At 63.4% G+C, this 13,766-nt stretch carries 12 protein-coding genes; 2 read left to right on the plus strand and 10 right to left on the minus strand.

Annotated features, from left to right (window positions below):
* Positions 1-302: 302 nt before the first annotated feature.
* From FS320_RS03720 to FS320_RS03745, 6 genes are all read right to left on the minus strand, one after another.
* The gene (locus FS320_RS03720; protein WP_152709403.1) at positions 303-1,106 is read right to left on the minus strand and encodes an NAD-dependent epimerase/dehydratase family protein; all 804 of its coding nucleotides are present in this window, start codon (positions 1,104-1,106) and stop codon (positions 303-305) included.
* A 134-nt stretch (positions 1,107-1,240) separates the two neighbouring features.
* Entirely contained in the window at positions 1,241-2,119 is an 879-nt protein-coding gene (locus tag FS320_RS03725; protein ID WP_152709405.1) for an SMP-30/gluconolactonase/LRE family protein, read from the minus strand.
* Entirely contained in the window at positions 2,119-3,150 is a 1,032-nt protein-coding gene (locus FS320_RS03730) for a Gfo/Idh/MocA family protein (RefSeq protein ID WP_152709407.1), read from the minus strand. The genes FS320_RS03725 and FS320_RS03730 overlap by 1 nt, the downstream gene beginning before the upstream one ends.
* An 11-nt stretch (positions 3,151-3,161) precedes the next feature.
* Complete coding sequence (locus FS320_RS03735) at positions 3,162-4,031, minus strand: carbohydrate ABC transporter permease (RefSeq protein WP_152709409.1); 870 nt, start codon at positions 4,029-4,031, stop codon at positions 3,162-3,164.
* On the minus strand, positions 4,024-4,965 hold the full coding sequence (locus FS320_RS03740) for a carbohydrate ABC transporter permease (protein WP_244626956.1): 942 nt from the start codon (positions 4,963-4,965) through the stop codon (positions 4,024-4,026). The genes FS320_RS03735 and FS320_RS03740 overlap by 8 nt, the downstream gene beginning before the upstream one ends.
* Before the next feature lie 88 nt (positions 4,966-5,053).
* Positions 5,054-6,334 (minus strand): ABC transporter substrate-binding protein, encoded by a 1,281-nt coding sequence (locus tag FS320_RS03745; RefSeq protein WP_152709412.1) that lies wholly within the window; start codon positions 6,332-6,334, stop codon positions 5,054-5,056.
* Positions 6,335-6,696: 362 nt separating this feature from the next.
* On the opposite strand from FS320_RS03745, the gene FS320_RS03750 reads away from it, so the two are divergent.
* Together FS320_RS03750 and FS320_RS03755 are read left to right on the plus strand one after the other, a co-directional pair.
* Complete coding sequence (locus FS320_RS03750; RefSeq protein WP_152709414.1) at positions 6,697-7,947, plus strand: Gfo/Idh/MocA family protein; 1,251 nt, start codon at positions 6,697-6,699, stop codon at positions 7,945-7,947.
* Positions 7,948-8,031: 84 nt separating this feature from the next.
* Positions 8,032-9,144, plus strand: coding sequence for an Ldh family oxidoreductase (locus FS320_RS03755; protein ID WP_152709416.1), 1,113 nt, complete (start codon positions 8,032-8,034; stop codon positions 9,142-9,144).
* Between the two features lie 51 nt (positions 9,145-9,195).
* Here the strand turns inward: FS320_RS03755 and FS320_RS03760 are convergent, their stop codons facing one another.
* From FS320_RS03760 to FS320_RS03775, 4 genes are read right to left on the minus strand one after another with little or no spacing between them, the layout of a single operon-like run.
* Entirely contained in the window at positions 9,196-10,473 is a 1,278-nt protein-coding gene (locus tag FS320_RS03760) for an ABC transporter substrate-binding protein (RefSeq protein ID WP_152709418.1), read from the minus strand.
* Between the two features lie 47 nt (positions 10,474-10,520).
* Positions 10,521-11,387, minus strand: a complete 867-nt coding sequence (locus tag FS320_RS03765; RefSeq protein WP_152709420.1) for a sugar phosphate isomerase/epimerase family protein — start codon at positions 11,385-11,387, stop codon at positions 10,521-10,523.
* 3 nt (positions 11,388-11,390) lie between these two features.
* Positions 11,391-12,581 (minus strand): dihydrodipicolinate synthase family protein, encoded by a 1,191-nt coding sequence (locus tag FS320_RS03770; protein ID WP_152709422.1) that lies wholly within the window; start codon positions 12,579-12,581, stop codon positions 11,391-11,393.
* Complete coding sequence (locus tag FS320_RS03775; RefSeq protein ID WP_152709424.1) at positions 12,568-13,755, minus strand: Gfo/Idh/MocA family protein; 1,188 nt, start codon at positions 13,753-13,755, stop codon at positions 12,568-12,570. Before FS320_RS03775 ends, FS320_RS03770 begins: the two co-directional genes overlap by 14 nt.
* Positions 13,756-13,766 lie beyond the last annotated feature (11 nt).

Below are 13,766 nucleotides of genomic sequence, written 5' to 3' on the forward strand. Positions count from 1 at the left end.
CAGGCGCCCACCGTCGAAAGCAGCGGTGATCTTCTTGCGGCCAACGGCTGGAAACGGGAAGGTGGCAGGTGTATCGTCCGGCATGGCGAGTGTGGCACAGGGCAATTGGTGGCAGGGATTAGTCTCAACAACCAAATCCTACGCTGCTTCAAGTGCTTAAGCTACACTCGCCAGCCTTCATCAACCTTCCCATGCATAAGAACGGCTAGTCCTCAGCGCATGAAAAGACCCGGGGCGATGCGCATCGCCCCGGGTCTTTTTTGTTCCGCCGGTTGAGCGGATCGATGGCGCCGGCAGCAACCTCAGCCCAGCCATTCCTTCCGGCCGGAGAACTCATTCGGCACGAAGTTTCCGCCCTGGTAATGACGGGCGAGTTCGGTGTCGAGCTCGATATTCCCGACTTCGGCCGCGTAAATTTCCGCATTGTCCTGCGGCTCGTAGCCGAGACGGTAGGCTGCGGAGTTGTCCCACCAGGAGCGGGTGTTGTCGGAGACGCCATAGACGATTTCGTGGATGTAATCGGCGGTGAGGCCCACCTGAACCAGACGCACGAAATCGGCGTGGGACAGCCAAGTGGACAAGGCGCGCCTGTTGTCGGGCTTGGGCAGGCACGAGCCGATCCTCAGGCAGAGGCTGCGGATACCGTGCTTATAGGCATACAGTGCCGCCACGTCCTCCCCGAAGGCTTTCGTCAGCCCGTAGCGCGAATCGGGCCGGGGCGGGCTCTCGCCCGACAGCGTCCTGTCGTTCGGATGCATGCCGGTGGCATGGTTGCTGCTCGCGAAGATCACCCGATCGACCCCGGCATGCCGTGCGCCCTCATACAGATTGATGGTGCCGACGATGTTGGACTGGAGCAATGCGGGCCAGCCGGTTTCATAAGCGATGCCGCCGAGGTGGATGATGGCATCCACCCCCTCGCACAGGGCCCGAACGGCAGCGGCGTCGGCAAGATCGCAGGTGAGGATCTCTTCGCTCTCCCCCGCTGTCCCCAAAGAGACGACATCGGAGAGCCGCAGCAACTGGAACTGTCCGGCGAAGGAGCGGCGCAGAACGCCTCCAAGATGGCCTGCGGCTCCGGTGAGCAGAATTCGTTTCGGGGTCATGGCTGGTTCGCGATGCTGATGATCGAGGCGCTTATTTATAAGACATGTGATGAATTTTACCACTCCGTCGGGAGTGGCCGATCCTGGTGAAATCCGCCGGGATCGTCAGGAGTGTCGATGACGACACATGCCCGTCAGGCGTCCGCCCACCGTTCGATCCGGGCTCCGGCCACCGGAGAGGACGCGATGAACAGGCTGCCGGATTGCGGAGCGGAGGCCAGCACATCGGGATTGTCCGGCTTGAGGGACGTGATGACCAGAGTCTTCAGATCGTCTCCGCAGAAGCACGGCATGGTGGGCGCAGGCACGGGAACGGGATAGGACGCCAGGATCTCTCCATCGCGGGAGATCCGGTTCAGGCGCCCGGCGGACACGCCGGAACTCCAGTAGAATCCCTCCGCGTCGCAGGCGCCGCCATCCGGCCGTCCCATGGCTTCATCGAGCGTGGCGATGCGCATTCGGTTCGCGAGACGGCCCGAGGACGGTTCGAAATCGTAGCGGTCGATCCAGGGGCCGCGGGAATCCGAATGGAACATGGTGCGACCGTCGGCCGACCAGGCCAGCCCGTTCGAGACGAGGCATGCATGCTCGAGCACCCGGGTCACCCGACCGCCGCCATCGACGCGATAGAGGGAACCGCGGGGTTCCTTCTGCGGGCGGTCGTCCATCGACCCGATCCAGAAGGCGCCATCCGGCCCCACCTTTCCGTCGTTCAGGCGATTCGAGGCTGGCTCGCCGTCGATCTCCGCCAGTACCTCCAAGCTTTCGCTCTCCGGGTCGAAGACGGCGATCGTGCGCTCGAGCGCCACGACCAGCCGGCCGCTGGCCCCGAGCCCGATGGAGCCAACGACCTTCGGCATCGTCCAGACGCGATGCTCCGTGCCGTCGAGCCGGATGGAATGAATGGCGGGAGCCTTGATGTCGATGAAGAACAGGATCTGGCGTCGATCGTCCCAGACGGGGCTCTCGCCGATCCCGCAGCGCACGTCCTTGAGCAGGCGGAATTCGAGCATCACCGGGCCCCCTGCCCGGCCGGAGCCGCTTCCGCCACCGCTTGCGCCTTGAGAGTGAGTTCCATGGCCTTGAAGCAATGCTCCTGGCCCATCGCCGTCTCGGTCCGGTTCCGGACGTCGTTGAGGAGATCGCGCCCGTAAGGCAGGTCCTCGTTGGAGCAGTCGAGATGACGCATGCCGGTCTTGTCCACGAGGAAGAGGTGATCCTTGCCCTCGCGTCCGGCGATATCGATGTACTTGCGCATCTCGATCGTGCCCTCGGTGCCGACGATCATGACGCGGCCGTCGCCCCAGATCGGCAGGCCGTCCGGCGTGAACCAGTCCACCCGGATATAGCCGGTGGCATCGGCCGACCTGAGCGTCATCTCGCCGAAATCCTGAAGACCCGGCGTCTGAGGATTGTTGCGGTTGGCCACCATCGCATAGGTGACCTCGGCCTCCTTCGCGCCCGTATAGAACAGGAACTGCTCGCATTGATGGGATGCGATGTCGGTCAGGATCCCGCCATAGGCCTCACGCTCGAAGAACCATGACGGGCGGATGGGCGCATTCAGCCGGTGCGGGCCGAGGCCTAAGGTGTTCACCACCTTGCCGATGGCACCGGAGCGGATCAGCTCGCCGGCCTTGTTGGTGACGCGGCTGCTGAAATGCTCGGAATAGAAGATCGAATAGATGCGCCCGGTTTCCTTCTGAATCCGGCGAACCTCTTCCAACTCCTCGAGCGTGATCATGCCCGGCTTGTCGACCATGTAGTCCTTGCCGTGGCGCATGACCTCGATGCCGATCCGCGCACGGTCCTTGGGGATCGCGGCGCTCAGCACGATGGCGATGCTCTCGTCCTCCAGGATCCGGCGGGCATCGTGAACGCGTTCCGCCTGCAGGTAGCGCTCTTTGAAGGGAGCGGCGAGGTCGTCCTCCTGGGCGAAGAAGGATACGAACTCGCCGCCGGCGCCGAGAAGGGCATCAACCTGGCCGAAGATGTGGTTGTGGTTGATGCCGATGACGGCGAAGCGAATTCCGGATGCTGACATTCGCTCTGTCCTCAACCCTTCAGGCCGGTGGTGGCGATGCCTTCGATCAGCAGGCGCTGGAAGACCGCGAAGAACAGCAGGACCGGGATCAGGGCGACCACGGACATGGCGAACAGGGCGCTCCAGTCGGACTTACCTGTCGAGTCCACGAAGGTGCGCAGGCCGAGCTGGACCGTGTACTGGCTCGCATCGTTCAGGTAGATCAGCGGACCGAAGAAATCGTCCCAGGTCCAGATGAAGGTGAAGATCGCCGCCGTGGCGAGCGCCGGCACCGACAATGGCAGCATGACGCTCCAGAAAATGCGCCAGGGCCCAGCTCCGTCGATGATCGCCGCCTCGTCGAGCTCGCGCGGAATGCCGCGGAAGAACTGGTAGAGCAGGAAGATGAAGAAGGCGTCCGCGGCCAGGAACTTGGGCACCACCAATGGCAGGAAGGTGTTCACCCAGTCGAGGTTCAGGAACAGCACATATTGCGGGATGAGGGTCACGTGATAGGGCAGCATCAGCGTGCCGAGCATGAGCGCAAACCAGAAGTTCTTCAGCGGAAACTTCAGCCGCGCGAAGGCATAGGCCGCCAGCGAGCAGGAAAACACGTTGCCGATCACGCTGAGGACCGCGATCACCAGCGAGTTCCAGAAGAAGGTCCCGAAGCTCACCGTCAGGCCGCTCCAGCCGCGAATGTAGGCGTCGAGAGTGAAGGTATCGGGCAGGAGCGAGGCATTGCCGAAGATCTCGTCGTCGGGCTTGAAGCTGCTCGCGAGCATCCACAGCAGCGGGTAGAGCATGAGCAGCGACACGCCGCACAGGATCACGTGATAGAGGAGAGAGCGGGCTCCGCCGGCATTCGGCGTCGTTGCGACTGTTGTTGAAGCATCAGTCATTGTAATGGACCCAGTAACGAGAGGTGAGGAACGAGAAGGCGGTGAAGCAGGCAATGATGATCAGAAGGATCCATGCCAGAGCCGACGCATATCCCATGCGGAAATAGGCGAAGCCTTCCTGGTACAGGTACAGGGTGTAGAAGAGGGTCGAGTCGATCGGCCCGCCCGTGCCCTCGCTGATGATGAAGGCCGGCGTGAAGGCTTTGAACGCATCGATGGTCTGCACGATGCCGTTGAAGAAGATAACCGGTGTAAGCAGCGGAACGGTGATCTTGATGAACTGCTGCATCTTGCTGGCGCCGTCGATGCTGGCTGCCTCGTAAACGTCAGACGGGATCTGCCGCAGGCCGGCGAGGAAGATGATCATCGGCGAGCCGAACTGCCAGACGCTGAGCAGCACCAGGGTATAGAGGGAGTAGTTCGGATCGGAGATCCAGCTCGGCCCATCGATGCCGAAGAAGGCCAGTGCCACGTTGGCAAGACCGTCCTTGGCGAAGAGCTGGCGCCAGAGCACCGCGATGGCGACGCTCGCGCCGAGCAGTGATGGCAAATAGAAGAGAGCCCGGTAGAGAGGCAGCCCGGCAATGCCGCGATTGAGGACCATGGCCAGACCGAGCGCGAAAGCGAGCTTCAGCGGGACGGCCATGATGACATAGGTAAACGTCACCTGCATGGAATGCCAGAACTTCACGTCATTGGTGACAATGCGCTGGTAGTTGGCCGTTCCGATGAACTGCGGATCCTGCAGCAGGTCGAAATTGGTAAAGGACAGATAAAGAGATGCGAGCGTCGGGCCGAGGGTCAGCCCGAGAAAGCCGATGAGCCAGGGCGCCAGGAAGGAATAGGAGACGAGCGCACGGGACAATCCCTCCCGACCCTTGCTGCGCTTTTCCGGCTCGATGATCGTCAATGGAATTTGAGCAGTTGTTGTCATGCAGAATGGCTCACAGCAATGTCATGATAGACGGGCGGGCCGACCCGGTTCGGCTGGGTCGGCCTGGTGAGTCAGGAGGCGCTTGTCGTCAGGCGCGGCTCAGAATGGCCTGAGCTTCGCTGACGTACTGCTTGCCGCCGTCGGCCGTGGACATGCGTCCGAATCCGACCTGTTCGGAGATCCGGCGCAGCATGGTCTGGATCTCGCCGGCGCCTTTCGGCGGAGCGGGCGGAATGGGACCGACCTTCGGCGTGACGTGAGAGATGTAGTCCACGACGAGCTTGCCCTGGGCGTCGAGCTCCGCCGCGACGGCCTCGCGGATCTTCGGAGAAGCCGGAACGCCGCGCTCCACGCCGAGGAGCTTCGCGCCGTCCACGTCCTTCACGGTGAAGTTTGCGAACTTCACCGCAGGCTCGGCCACCTTGCTGCGGGCATAGATGCTCCACATCATCGAGGGCTTGAGGTAGTGGCCCGGATTGGGCCCAGCGCCCTGCGGATACATGGTGATGCCGAGCGGGTTCTTGTTGAGAACTTGGTAGCCGACATACTGGTTGGAATGGTTGAACGCGCAGGCCGCGCGGCCCTGGGTCAGCAGGTTGGTCTCGATGTTGTTCTTGTCGAGCGCCTGGAGATCGGCCGGCGGGCAGGCCTTCGCCTCGCGCGCCTTGGCCCACATGGCGAACCAGTCGCCCGCATCCTTCTCGTCCAAGCCGAGCTTGCCGTCCTCGGTGAACAGCGCCTTGCCGCGCTGGCGCAGCCAGTTCTCGAAGGCAACCTCTTCGGCGCTGCCGTCCGACGTGCCGTAATAGTCGCCGTTATGCGCCTTCGTGACGGCGGCCGCGAGTTCGAAGAACTTGTCCCACGTCACGTCGATCGGCTCAGGCACACCGGCCTTCTGGAACGCGGCCTTGTTGTAGATCAGGGCGTTCGAGTTGTTGCCGATATTGATGCCGTAGAGCTTGCCGTCGACCTTGCAGCTGTCGAGGGAAGCCTTGTCGAAATCGCTGATATCGAGCGACTTGCCGAGAAACTCGTCGAGCGGCAGCAGCGCACCGCGACGGGCATATTCCGCGACATAGCGGTAGTCCATCTGGATCAGGTCCGGAGCGTTGCGGCCAGCCGCCTGGGTCGCGAGCCGCGGCCAGTAGTCGCCCCAGGCCAGGGTCTCACCGTCGATCTTCACGCTCGGGTTCCGCTCCTGGTAGAGCGAGACCGCTTTCAGGGTGCGGTCGGCGCGCTCCTTCGAGCCCCACCAATACAGACGGACGCGAGCATCCTGCGCGAAAGCCGGAAGGCTTCCCAGAGCGCTGAGACCGGCAGACCCGAGGGCCGCCTTCAGCAAGGTCCTGCGGTTAAGGTTGTGAGTCATGTGGCGTGTCTCCCTCTTGGGCGCCGCTTCGACGGTCGCCCGAACTTGATGCCTCTTTCGGCGACAATTCTTTTTCTTTGGTGCCCGTCGCGCCGAGGGTTCGGTCCCTTGACCCCATACGTTACGGGAGCGCTTTTCTTTTGTCGCCATCCGACGTGAAGCTAAAATTTAGAATGGTTGTATGTCAACCAGTTGTATGATGTAATTTGACGATCTAAGCTTCTCCCCCGAAGCTTCCCAAGAGACAACCGGACAAAAAAGAGCCTGCCCCCTGGTTCGCCAACGGCCGAAGCTCACATTTGTCAGACAAATTTAACGCTCGAACAACCTTTAAGAGCGAAGCAGCAGGAGAACCCAAGAGAATGGATCGCTCAAGCAGGAAACGCATTGCCCTCATCGGCACAGGCCACCGCGGCACGGGCATGTGGGGGATCAACGTGGTCAAGGGCTACAGCGACTACGTGGAAATCGTCGCCCTCTGCGACACGAACCGGCTCCGCGCCGAGCGAGCCCGGGGTTTTTTGGGGATCGATGCCCCCATCTATACCGACGCCCAGGAGATGATTGCGACGGTCAAGCCGGACCAGGTCATCGTCTGCACCCGGGATTCGAATCACGATGAAATGATCGTACGGGCACTCGAGGCCGGGGTGGACGTCATCACCGAGAAGCCGATGACGACCACGGCCGAGAAGGTGCGGCGCATCCTCGAGGCCGAGAAGCGCACCGGACGCCGCGTCGATGTGACCTTCAACTACCGCTACGCTCCGACCGTTCGGAAGATCAAGGAACTCCTCAACTCTGGCGTGATCGGTGATGTGACCTCGATCGATTTCCACTGGTTTCTCGACAACAAGCACGGCGCGGACTACTTCCGCCGCTGGCACGCGGTCGAAGAGAATTCCGGCAGCCTGTTCGTGCACAAGAGCACCCACCATTTCGACCTGATGAACTGGTACCTGGACGACGATCCGGAGCAGGTCTTCGCTTTCGCGAGCCTGCGCAAATACGGCAAGGTCAATCCTTTCCGCGGTGAGCGCTGCAAGACCTGCCCGCATGCAAGCTGTTGCGACTACTATGTCGACATCAGCAAGGATCCCTGGCTTGAGGCCCTGTACGAGGATCCGTCCCGCGAAGATGGCTACGTCCGCGATGCCTGCGTGTTCCGCGAAGAGATCAACATTCCCGACACGATGTCGGCCATGATTCGCTATCAGAAGGGCGTGCAGGTCACCTATTCGGTGAACACCTACATGCCGATCGAGGGCCATTTCATCGCCTTCGACGGCACCAAGGGCCGCATCCAGATGCGCCAATTCGAGCGCCAGCCCTGGGAAACCCCGGAACACGACGAGATCCAGCTCGTGCGGAATTTCGGCGGCGTCGAGACGATCCAGGTCCCGCATGAGCCAGGCGGGCACTTTGGCGGCGATCCAAAACTGCAGGACATGCTCTTCAAGCCGGGGACCCCTGACCCGCTGAACCAGCGTGCCGGTTCGCGCGCCGGCGCCATGTCGGTGCTGTGCGGAATCGCGGCGCTGCAGAGCTCGAAGACGGGCCAGATGGTCAGCGTCTCGAAGCTGCTCGATCCGGCGCAGGCCATTGCCGCTTGATGCTCGACGGGAGGTGGCTGCAGCCACCTCCCCATCTGCTCCCCAGACGGGAGCAGCCGGATTGAACACGCGAGAGAACACACAATGATCGCGAGCGAGAATTTCTCGGCGGACGTGATTCGCGCCCAGATCGAGGCGATCCTGCGGGCCTGGGGCATGAGCGAGGAGAAGCTGCGCCTGACGGCCGAGGTGATGGTCGAGACCGATCTGCGCGGCATCGACTCCCATGGAATCTCGATGCTGACCCAATATGCCCAGATGCAGAAGGCCGGGCAGCTCCAGCTGCAGGCCGAACCCCGGATCGTCCGGCAGAGCGCCAGCACGGCCCTGCTCGATGGCGGAGCCGGTTTGGGTCATCCTGCCGCCCTCATGGGCATGAACCTCGCCATCGAGAAGGCGCTGGCGCACGATGTCGGCATCGTGTCGGTGTTCAACTCCCACCATTTCGGCGCCGCGGGCTATTACGCCACGATGGCCGCGGAACGGGGGCTGATCGGTGTGGTATCGTCGACGACCCGCGTGATCTCCGTCGTGCCCACGAACGGGGTCGAGCGCGTGCTCGGCACCAATCCAATCGCCGTCGCGGTGCCGGCCGGTCGTCATCCGAGCCTTTGCGTCGACATGTCCACCAGCGTCGTCGCGGCCAACAAGGTCAAGGTCTATGCCCTGCAGGGCAAGGACCTTCCGGCCGGATGGGTGATCGATGGCGATGGACAGCCTGTCACCGATTCCGGCCGAGCCTTCCGTCAGATTTTCGAGGGCCAGGAAGGTGGCCTCACACCCGTGGGCGGCGATGGCAGCGATATGGGCGGGCACAAGGGTTACGGGCTCGGCCTGATCGCCCAGATCCTGTCGGGCAGCCTGTCGGGCGCTTCCTTCTCGCCGGTCCGGAACAGGACGCAGAAACCGTCCGACCCCGACAATATCGGCCACTTCTTCATGGCCCTGAATCCAGCGGCCTTCCGGCCGTTCGATGCCTTCCAATCGGACGTGGAGGTGGTCATCGATACCCTGCATGCCACGAAGCCGGTCCACGAGGACGAGCCGGTTCTGGTGCCGGGCGAACCGGAATGGGCCGCTCGCGAAGAGCGGCTCGTCACGGGCATTCCGATCCCTGAGACGTTGAAACTGAAGGTGCGGGAAATTGCCGAGGCCGCGGGCGCCCCTTACCTGCTGCAGCCGGCGATGGCCGCCTGAGAATGATGGGGCTCCCGCCACGCGAACAGGAGCCCCGGGTAATCAGTGTGATCAGCGCCCGCGCGCCAGAATCGAATTCGCCTCGGTGATGTATTGCTTTGCCGCGGCGGATGCGGCTGAGCGTCCAAAGCCGACCTGCTCGTTGACGCGCCTGAGCAGAACCTGGATCTCGCCGGCTCCTTGCGGCGGCGCAGGCGGGATCGGCCCGACGCGCTGCGATACCTCCGCGATGAAGTCGACCACCTTCCTGCTCATTTCATCAAGCTGATCCGACACCGCCTGCCGTGTCGACGGCGAGGCCGGCACCCCGCGCTCGACGCCGAGGACCCGCGCGCCTTCCGGATCCTTGACGGTGAAGTTGGCGAACTTCACCACCTCCGGGGCAACCTTCGAGCGGGCATAGATGCTCCACATCATCGAGGGCTTGAGATACTGCCCCGGATGGGGTCCGGCGCCCTGCGGATAGGTGGCGATGCCGAGCGTGTTCTTGTTGATGGCCTGGAAGCCGACGAACTGGTTGGAGTGGTTGAAGGCGCAGCCCGCGCGTCCCTGCGTGAGCAGGCTGGTATCGGGGCCGCTCTTGTCGAGCGCCTGAATGTCTGCGGGCGGACAGGCCTTCACCTCGCGCATCTTCACCCAGAGCGAGAGCCAATCGCCGATATCGGCCTCTTCGAACCCGAGCTTGCCGTCCTCGGTATAAAGCGCCTTGCCGCGCTGGCGCAGCCAGTTCTCGAAAGCGGCCTCGTCCGCACCTGCGTCGACGGTACCGAAATAGGAACCGTCATGGGCTTTCGTGACCTCGGCGCAGATCGCGGTGAACTTGTCCCAGCTCGTTCCGATGACGGGCTCATCGACGCCGGCCTTCTGAAAAGCCGCCTTGTTGTAGATCAGGGCATGGGAGTTGTTGCCGAGGTTGATGGCATAGAGCTTTCCGTCCACCTTGCAGCTGTCGAGCGAGGCCTGACCGAAATCGCCGATCTGCAAGTCCTTCCCCATGAATTCATCGAGGGGAAGAAGGACGCCGCGCCGCGCATATTCGGCGAGGTAGCGATAATCCATCTGGATCAGATCGGGAGCATTGCGTCCGGCGACCTGCGTCGCAAGCCTCGGCCAATAATCGGTGAAGGACAGGGATTGGCCGTCGATCCTGATGTGCGGATTGCGCTGCTGGTACAGAGCCGCCGCCTTCAGGGTTCTGTCGGCGCGCTCCTTGGATCCCCACCAGAAGATCCGGAACCGAGTGCTCTCCTGCGCCCATGCGGCCTTGTGGGCAAGCATGGACGCACCTGCGGCTGCCATGAAGGTCCGTCGCGAGACGTTTCCTACCATCGTTGCTGTCTCCTGTTCGTCAGGACGTTTTCTTTGATGCGGCCATGTCAGACGACCGTGCGGTGTCGCTCGATGCAGGTGGCGAGCACCTCGTCCATCGGCTTCGTCCACCAGTTGTTCTCGGAGAAGATCTCCACCTCCGAATAGCCGGCATAGCCGACCGCTTCGACCTCTTGGCGAATGCCGCGCAGGTCGATCACGCCGTCACCCATCATGCCCCGGTCGAGCAGCAGGTCCGTGGTGGGCACGAGCCAGTCGCAGACGTGATACGCGAGCAGCCGGTCCTGGCCGGTGCGGCGGATCTGCTCCCTCAATTCCGGATCCCACCAGACATGGTAGACGTCGACCGCAAGGCCGAGCATTCCCGTGCGTTCCGGGTCGACCCGGTCGCAGATGTCGAGAGCCTGGCGCATGGTGTTCACGCAGGCGCGGTCGGCCGCATACATGGGATGCAGCGGCTCGATCGCGAGCGGGAGGCCTGCCTGCCGGGAATAGTCGAGCAGCGTCGCGATGCCGTCCTCGACCATGGCGCGCGCCGCGTCGATGTCCTTCGACGGTTGCGAACCTGGGCGAGAGTATTGCGGCAGCCCGCCGACCACGAGCACCAGGCAGGGCGCGCCGAGCGCAACTGCCTCGTCGACGGCGCGGCGGTTGTCGTCGGTGGCCTCCGGCAGCCGCGCCGCATCGGCCGGGAACATGCCGCCGCGGCAATAGCCGGAGAGTTCGAGCCCTGCATCCTTCACGGCGGCCACGGCCCGGTTGAGTCCGACCGCGGCCACCTGGTCGCGCCAGGGCGAGATCGCTTTGATCTCGGCTCTGGCGCAGGCCTCCGTGATGGCGACGAGGTCGCCCTGCTTCCTCACCGTCGCCGTGTTGATCGACAGGGTGCGGTGATCGCCTGTAAAGTCACGCATCTCTTACGCCTCCACCCCATGCGTGGCCAGGACGAAGCGCATGCGCTCGACCGCGAGGTCCGGATCCCGCAGGAGGCCGGCCTTGTCCGCCAGACGGAAGAGCTCGGCGAGATGCAGGGTCGAGCGGGCGCTCTCCTGTCCGCCGACCATGGTGAAGTGATCCTGATGGCCGTTGAGATAGGCCATGAACACCACCCCCGTCTTGTAGAACCGCGTCGGCGCCCGGAAGATGTGCCGCGACAGCGGAACCGTCGGCGCGAGCGCCTCGTGGAACGCGTCGAGGTTGCCGGCCGCGAGGCTCACCAGAGCCGACGAGGCCGCCGGCGCGATGGCATCGAAGATACCGAGCAGCGCATGCGAATAGCCCTGGTCGTCGCCTGCGATCAGCTCGGCATAGTTGAAGTCGTCGCCCGTATACATGCGCACGCGCTTGTCGAGGCGGCGGCGCATGGCGATTTCCTTGTCCTTGTCGAGGAGGGAAATCTTGACGCCGTCGACCTTCTCCGCATGGCTGTTGATGATCGAAACGCACGTATCCATCGCGGCATCGAGGTCGCCCGTGCCCCAATAGCCGGCAAGCGCCGGATCGAACATGTCGCCGAGCCAGTGGATGATCACCGGCTCCTTCGCCTGAGACAGAATGCGATCGTAGACCTTGACGTAGTCGTCGGCGGACCTGGCGACGCGGGCGAGCGCGCGCGACGCCATGAGAATGATGCGCCCGCCGACGGCTTCGATGGCGGCGAACTGCTCCTCGTAGGCGCGGATCACGTCATCGATGCTGCGGGCCGCGTCAGGCGCCAGATGGTCGGTGCCGGCGCCGGAGAACACGAGGGCGTCGCCCCGCGCCTTCGCCGCGCTGACGGAGCGGCGGATCAGCTCGAGCGAGGTAGGCCAGTCGAGACCCATGCCGCGCTGTGCGGTGTCCATCGCTTCGGCGACGCCGAGGCCGAGATCCCACAGACGCTCGCGATAGGCGATCGTCTTGTCCCAGTCGATGGCGGCCTGCAGCCAGGGGTCCGCATCGGCGAGCGGATCAGCGACCACATGGGCGGCCGAGAACGCGATGCGGTTCATCGGCCCGCTCACCTTGTCCGGGAAGGATTTCGGCGCGGAGAGCTTATAGGTTTCCAGGCCGCGATCCGCCTGCGGCAGGCGGATCGACAGGGCGCTGATGGTCTCAGGCCGGTTCATGCTGCTTCTCCTTCGCGGCGCCCACATTCAGCGGCGGCACATCGACCCAGCGGCGCTCGCGCCAGCTCTCGAGAGCGCATTCGACGAGCTGAACGCCCTTGGCGCCTTCCACCAGCGTGTAGCGATAGGGCGCATCCTCGACCACGTGACGGACGAACATCTCCCACTGGGTCTTGAAGCCGTTGTCGTAGACCACATTGTCGGGCACCGGCTGCCAGGTGTTGTAGAAATCGATGGTCTGCTTCTGGTCCGGATTCCAGACCGGACGCGGCGTGGCCTGACGCGGCTGGATCACGCAATCGGTGAGACCGGCGACGGCGGAACCATGCGTTCCGTCCACATGGAAGGTGACGAGATCGTCCCGATAGACGCGGGTGCACCACGACATGTTGATGTGGGCGATCACGCCGCCATCGAGCATGAAGGTGGCATAGGCGGAATCGTCGGCGGTCGCCTGATAGGGCTTGCCCTTTTCGTCCACGCGCTCGGGGATATGCGTCGAGCCCACGCAGGAGACCGAGCGCACCTCGCCGAAGAGGTTGTCGAGCACGTAGCGCCAGTGGCAGACCATGTCGAGGATCATGCCGCCGCCGTCCTCGGAGCGGTAGTTCCAGGACGGACGCTGCGCGGGCTGGCCCCAATCGCCCTCGAATACCCAGTAGCCGAACTCGCCGCGCACCGAGAGCATGCGGCCGAAGAAGCCGGAATCGCGCAGCATCTTCAGCTTCTGCAGGCCGGGCAGGAACAGCTTGTCCTGCACGGTTCCGTTCTTCACGCCCTTCTCGCGGGCGAGACGGACGATCCGCAGGGCTTCCGGCAGATTCGTGGAAATCGGCTTCTCGCAATAGATGTGCTTGCCGGCATTGATCGCCTGGTCCAGCAGGGTCGGACGCATCTGCGTCGTCGCGGCATCGAAGAAGATCTCATCCTTCGGGTCCGCGATGGCAGCGTCGAGGTCGGTCGTCCACCGGTCGATGCCGTGCGCCTTGGCGAGTTCCTGGATCTTCTCCGCATTGCGCCCGACGAGGATCGGATCGAGCTGCACCTTCGATCCGTCGGACAGCGTCACGCCGCCCTCGGCGCGGATGGCTGCGACGGAGCGAATGAGATGCTGGTTCATTCCCATGCGGCCTGTCACGCCATGCATGACGATGCCTAACCTGCGCTGAGTCATAATAAAGATCT

Origin of the sequence: Microvirga tunisiensis (assembly GCF_009296175.1) — a bacterium.
In the GTDB taxonomy this organism is placed as follows: domain Bacteria; phylum Pseudomonadota; class Alphaproteobacteria; order Rhizobiales; family Beijerinckiaceae; genus Microvirga; species Microvirga tunisiensis.

What these genes read in the sequence shown, in the direction of transcription:
- FS320_RS03720 (WP_152709403.1), bottom strand. Translation starts at nt 1,106, where the DNA reads ATGACCCCGAAACGAATTCTGCTCACCGGAGCCGCAGGCCATCTTGGA.
- FS320_RS03725 (WP_152709405.1), bottom strand. Translation starts at nt 2,119, where the DNA reads ATGCTCGAATTCCGCCTGCTCAAGGACGTGCGCTGCGGGATCGGCGAG.
- FS320_RS03730 (WP_152709407.1), bottom strand. Translation starts at nt 3,150, where the DNA reads ATGTCAGCATCCGGAATTCGCTTCGCCGTCATCGGCATCAACCACAAC.
- FS320_RS03735 (WP_152709409.1), bottom strand. Translation starts at nt 4,031, where the DNA reads ATGACTGATGCTTCAACAACAGTCGCAACGACGCCGAATGCCGGCGGA.
- FS320_RS03740 (WP_244626956.1), bottom strand. Translation starts at nt 4,965, where the DNA reads ATGACAACAACTGCTCAAATTCCATTGACGATCATCGAGCCGGAAAAG.
- FS320_RS03745 (WP_152709412.1), bottom strand. Translation starts at nt 6,334, where the DNA reads ATGACTCACAACCTTAACCGCAGGACCTTGCTGAAGGCGGCCCTCGGG.
- FS320_RS03750 (WP_152709414.1), top strand. Translation starts at nt 6,697, where the DNA reads ATGGATCGCTCAAGCAGGAAACGCATTGCCCTCATCGGCACAGGCCAC.
- FS320_RS03755 (WP_152709416.1), top strand. Translation starts at nt 8,032, where the DNA reads ATGATCGCGAGCGAGAATTTCTCGGCGGACGTGATTCGCGCCCAGATC.
- FS320_RS03760 (WP_152709418.1), bottom strand. Translation starts at nt 10,473, where the DNA reads ATGGTAGGAAACGTCTCGCGACGGACCTTCATGGCAGCCGCAGGTGCG.
- FS320_RS03765 (WP_152709420.1), bottom strand. Translation starts at nt 11,387, where the DNA reads ATGCGTGACTTTACAGGCGATCACCGCACCCTGTCGATCAACACGGCG.
- FS320_RS03770 (WP_152709422.1), bottom strand. Translation starts at nt 12,581, where the DNA reads ATGAACCGGCCTGAGACCATCAGCGCCCTGTCGATCCGCCTGCCGCAG.
- FS320_RS03775 (WP_152709424.1), bottom strand. Translation starts at nt 13,755, where the DNA reads ATGACTCAGCGCAGGTTAGGCATCGTCATGCATGGCGTGACAGGCCGC.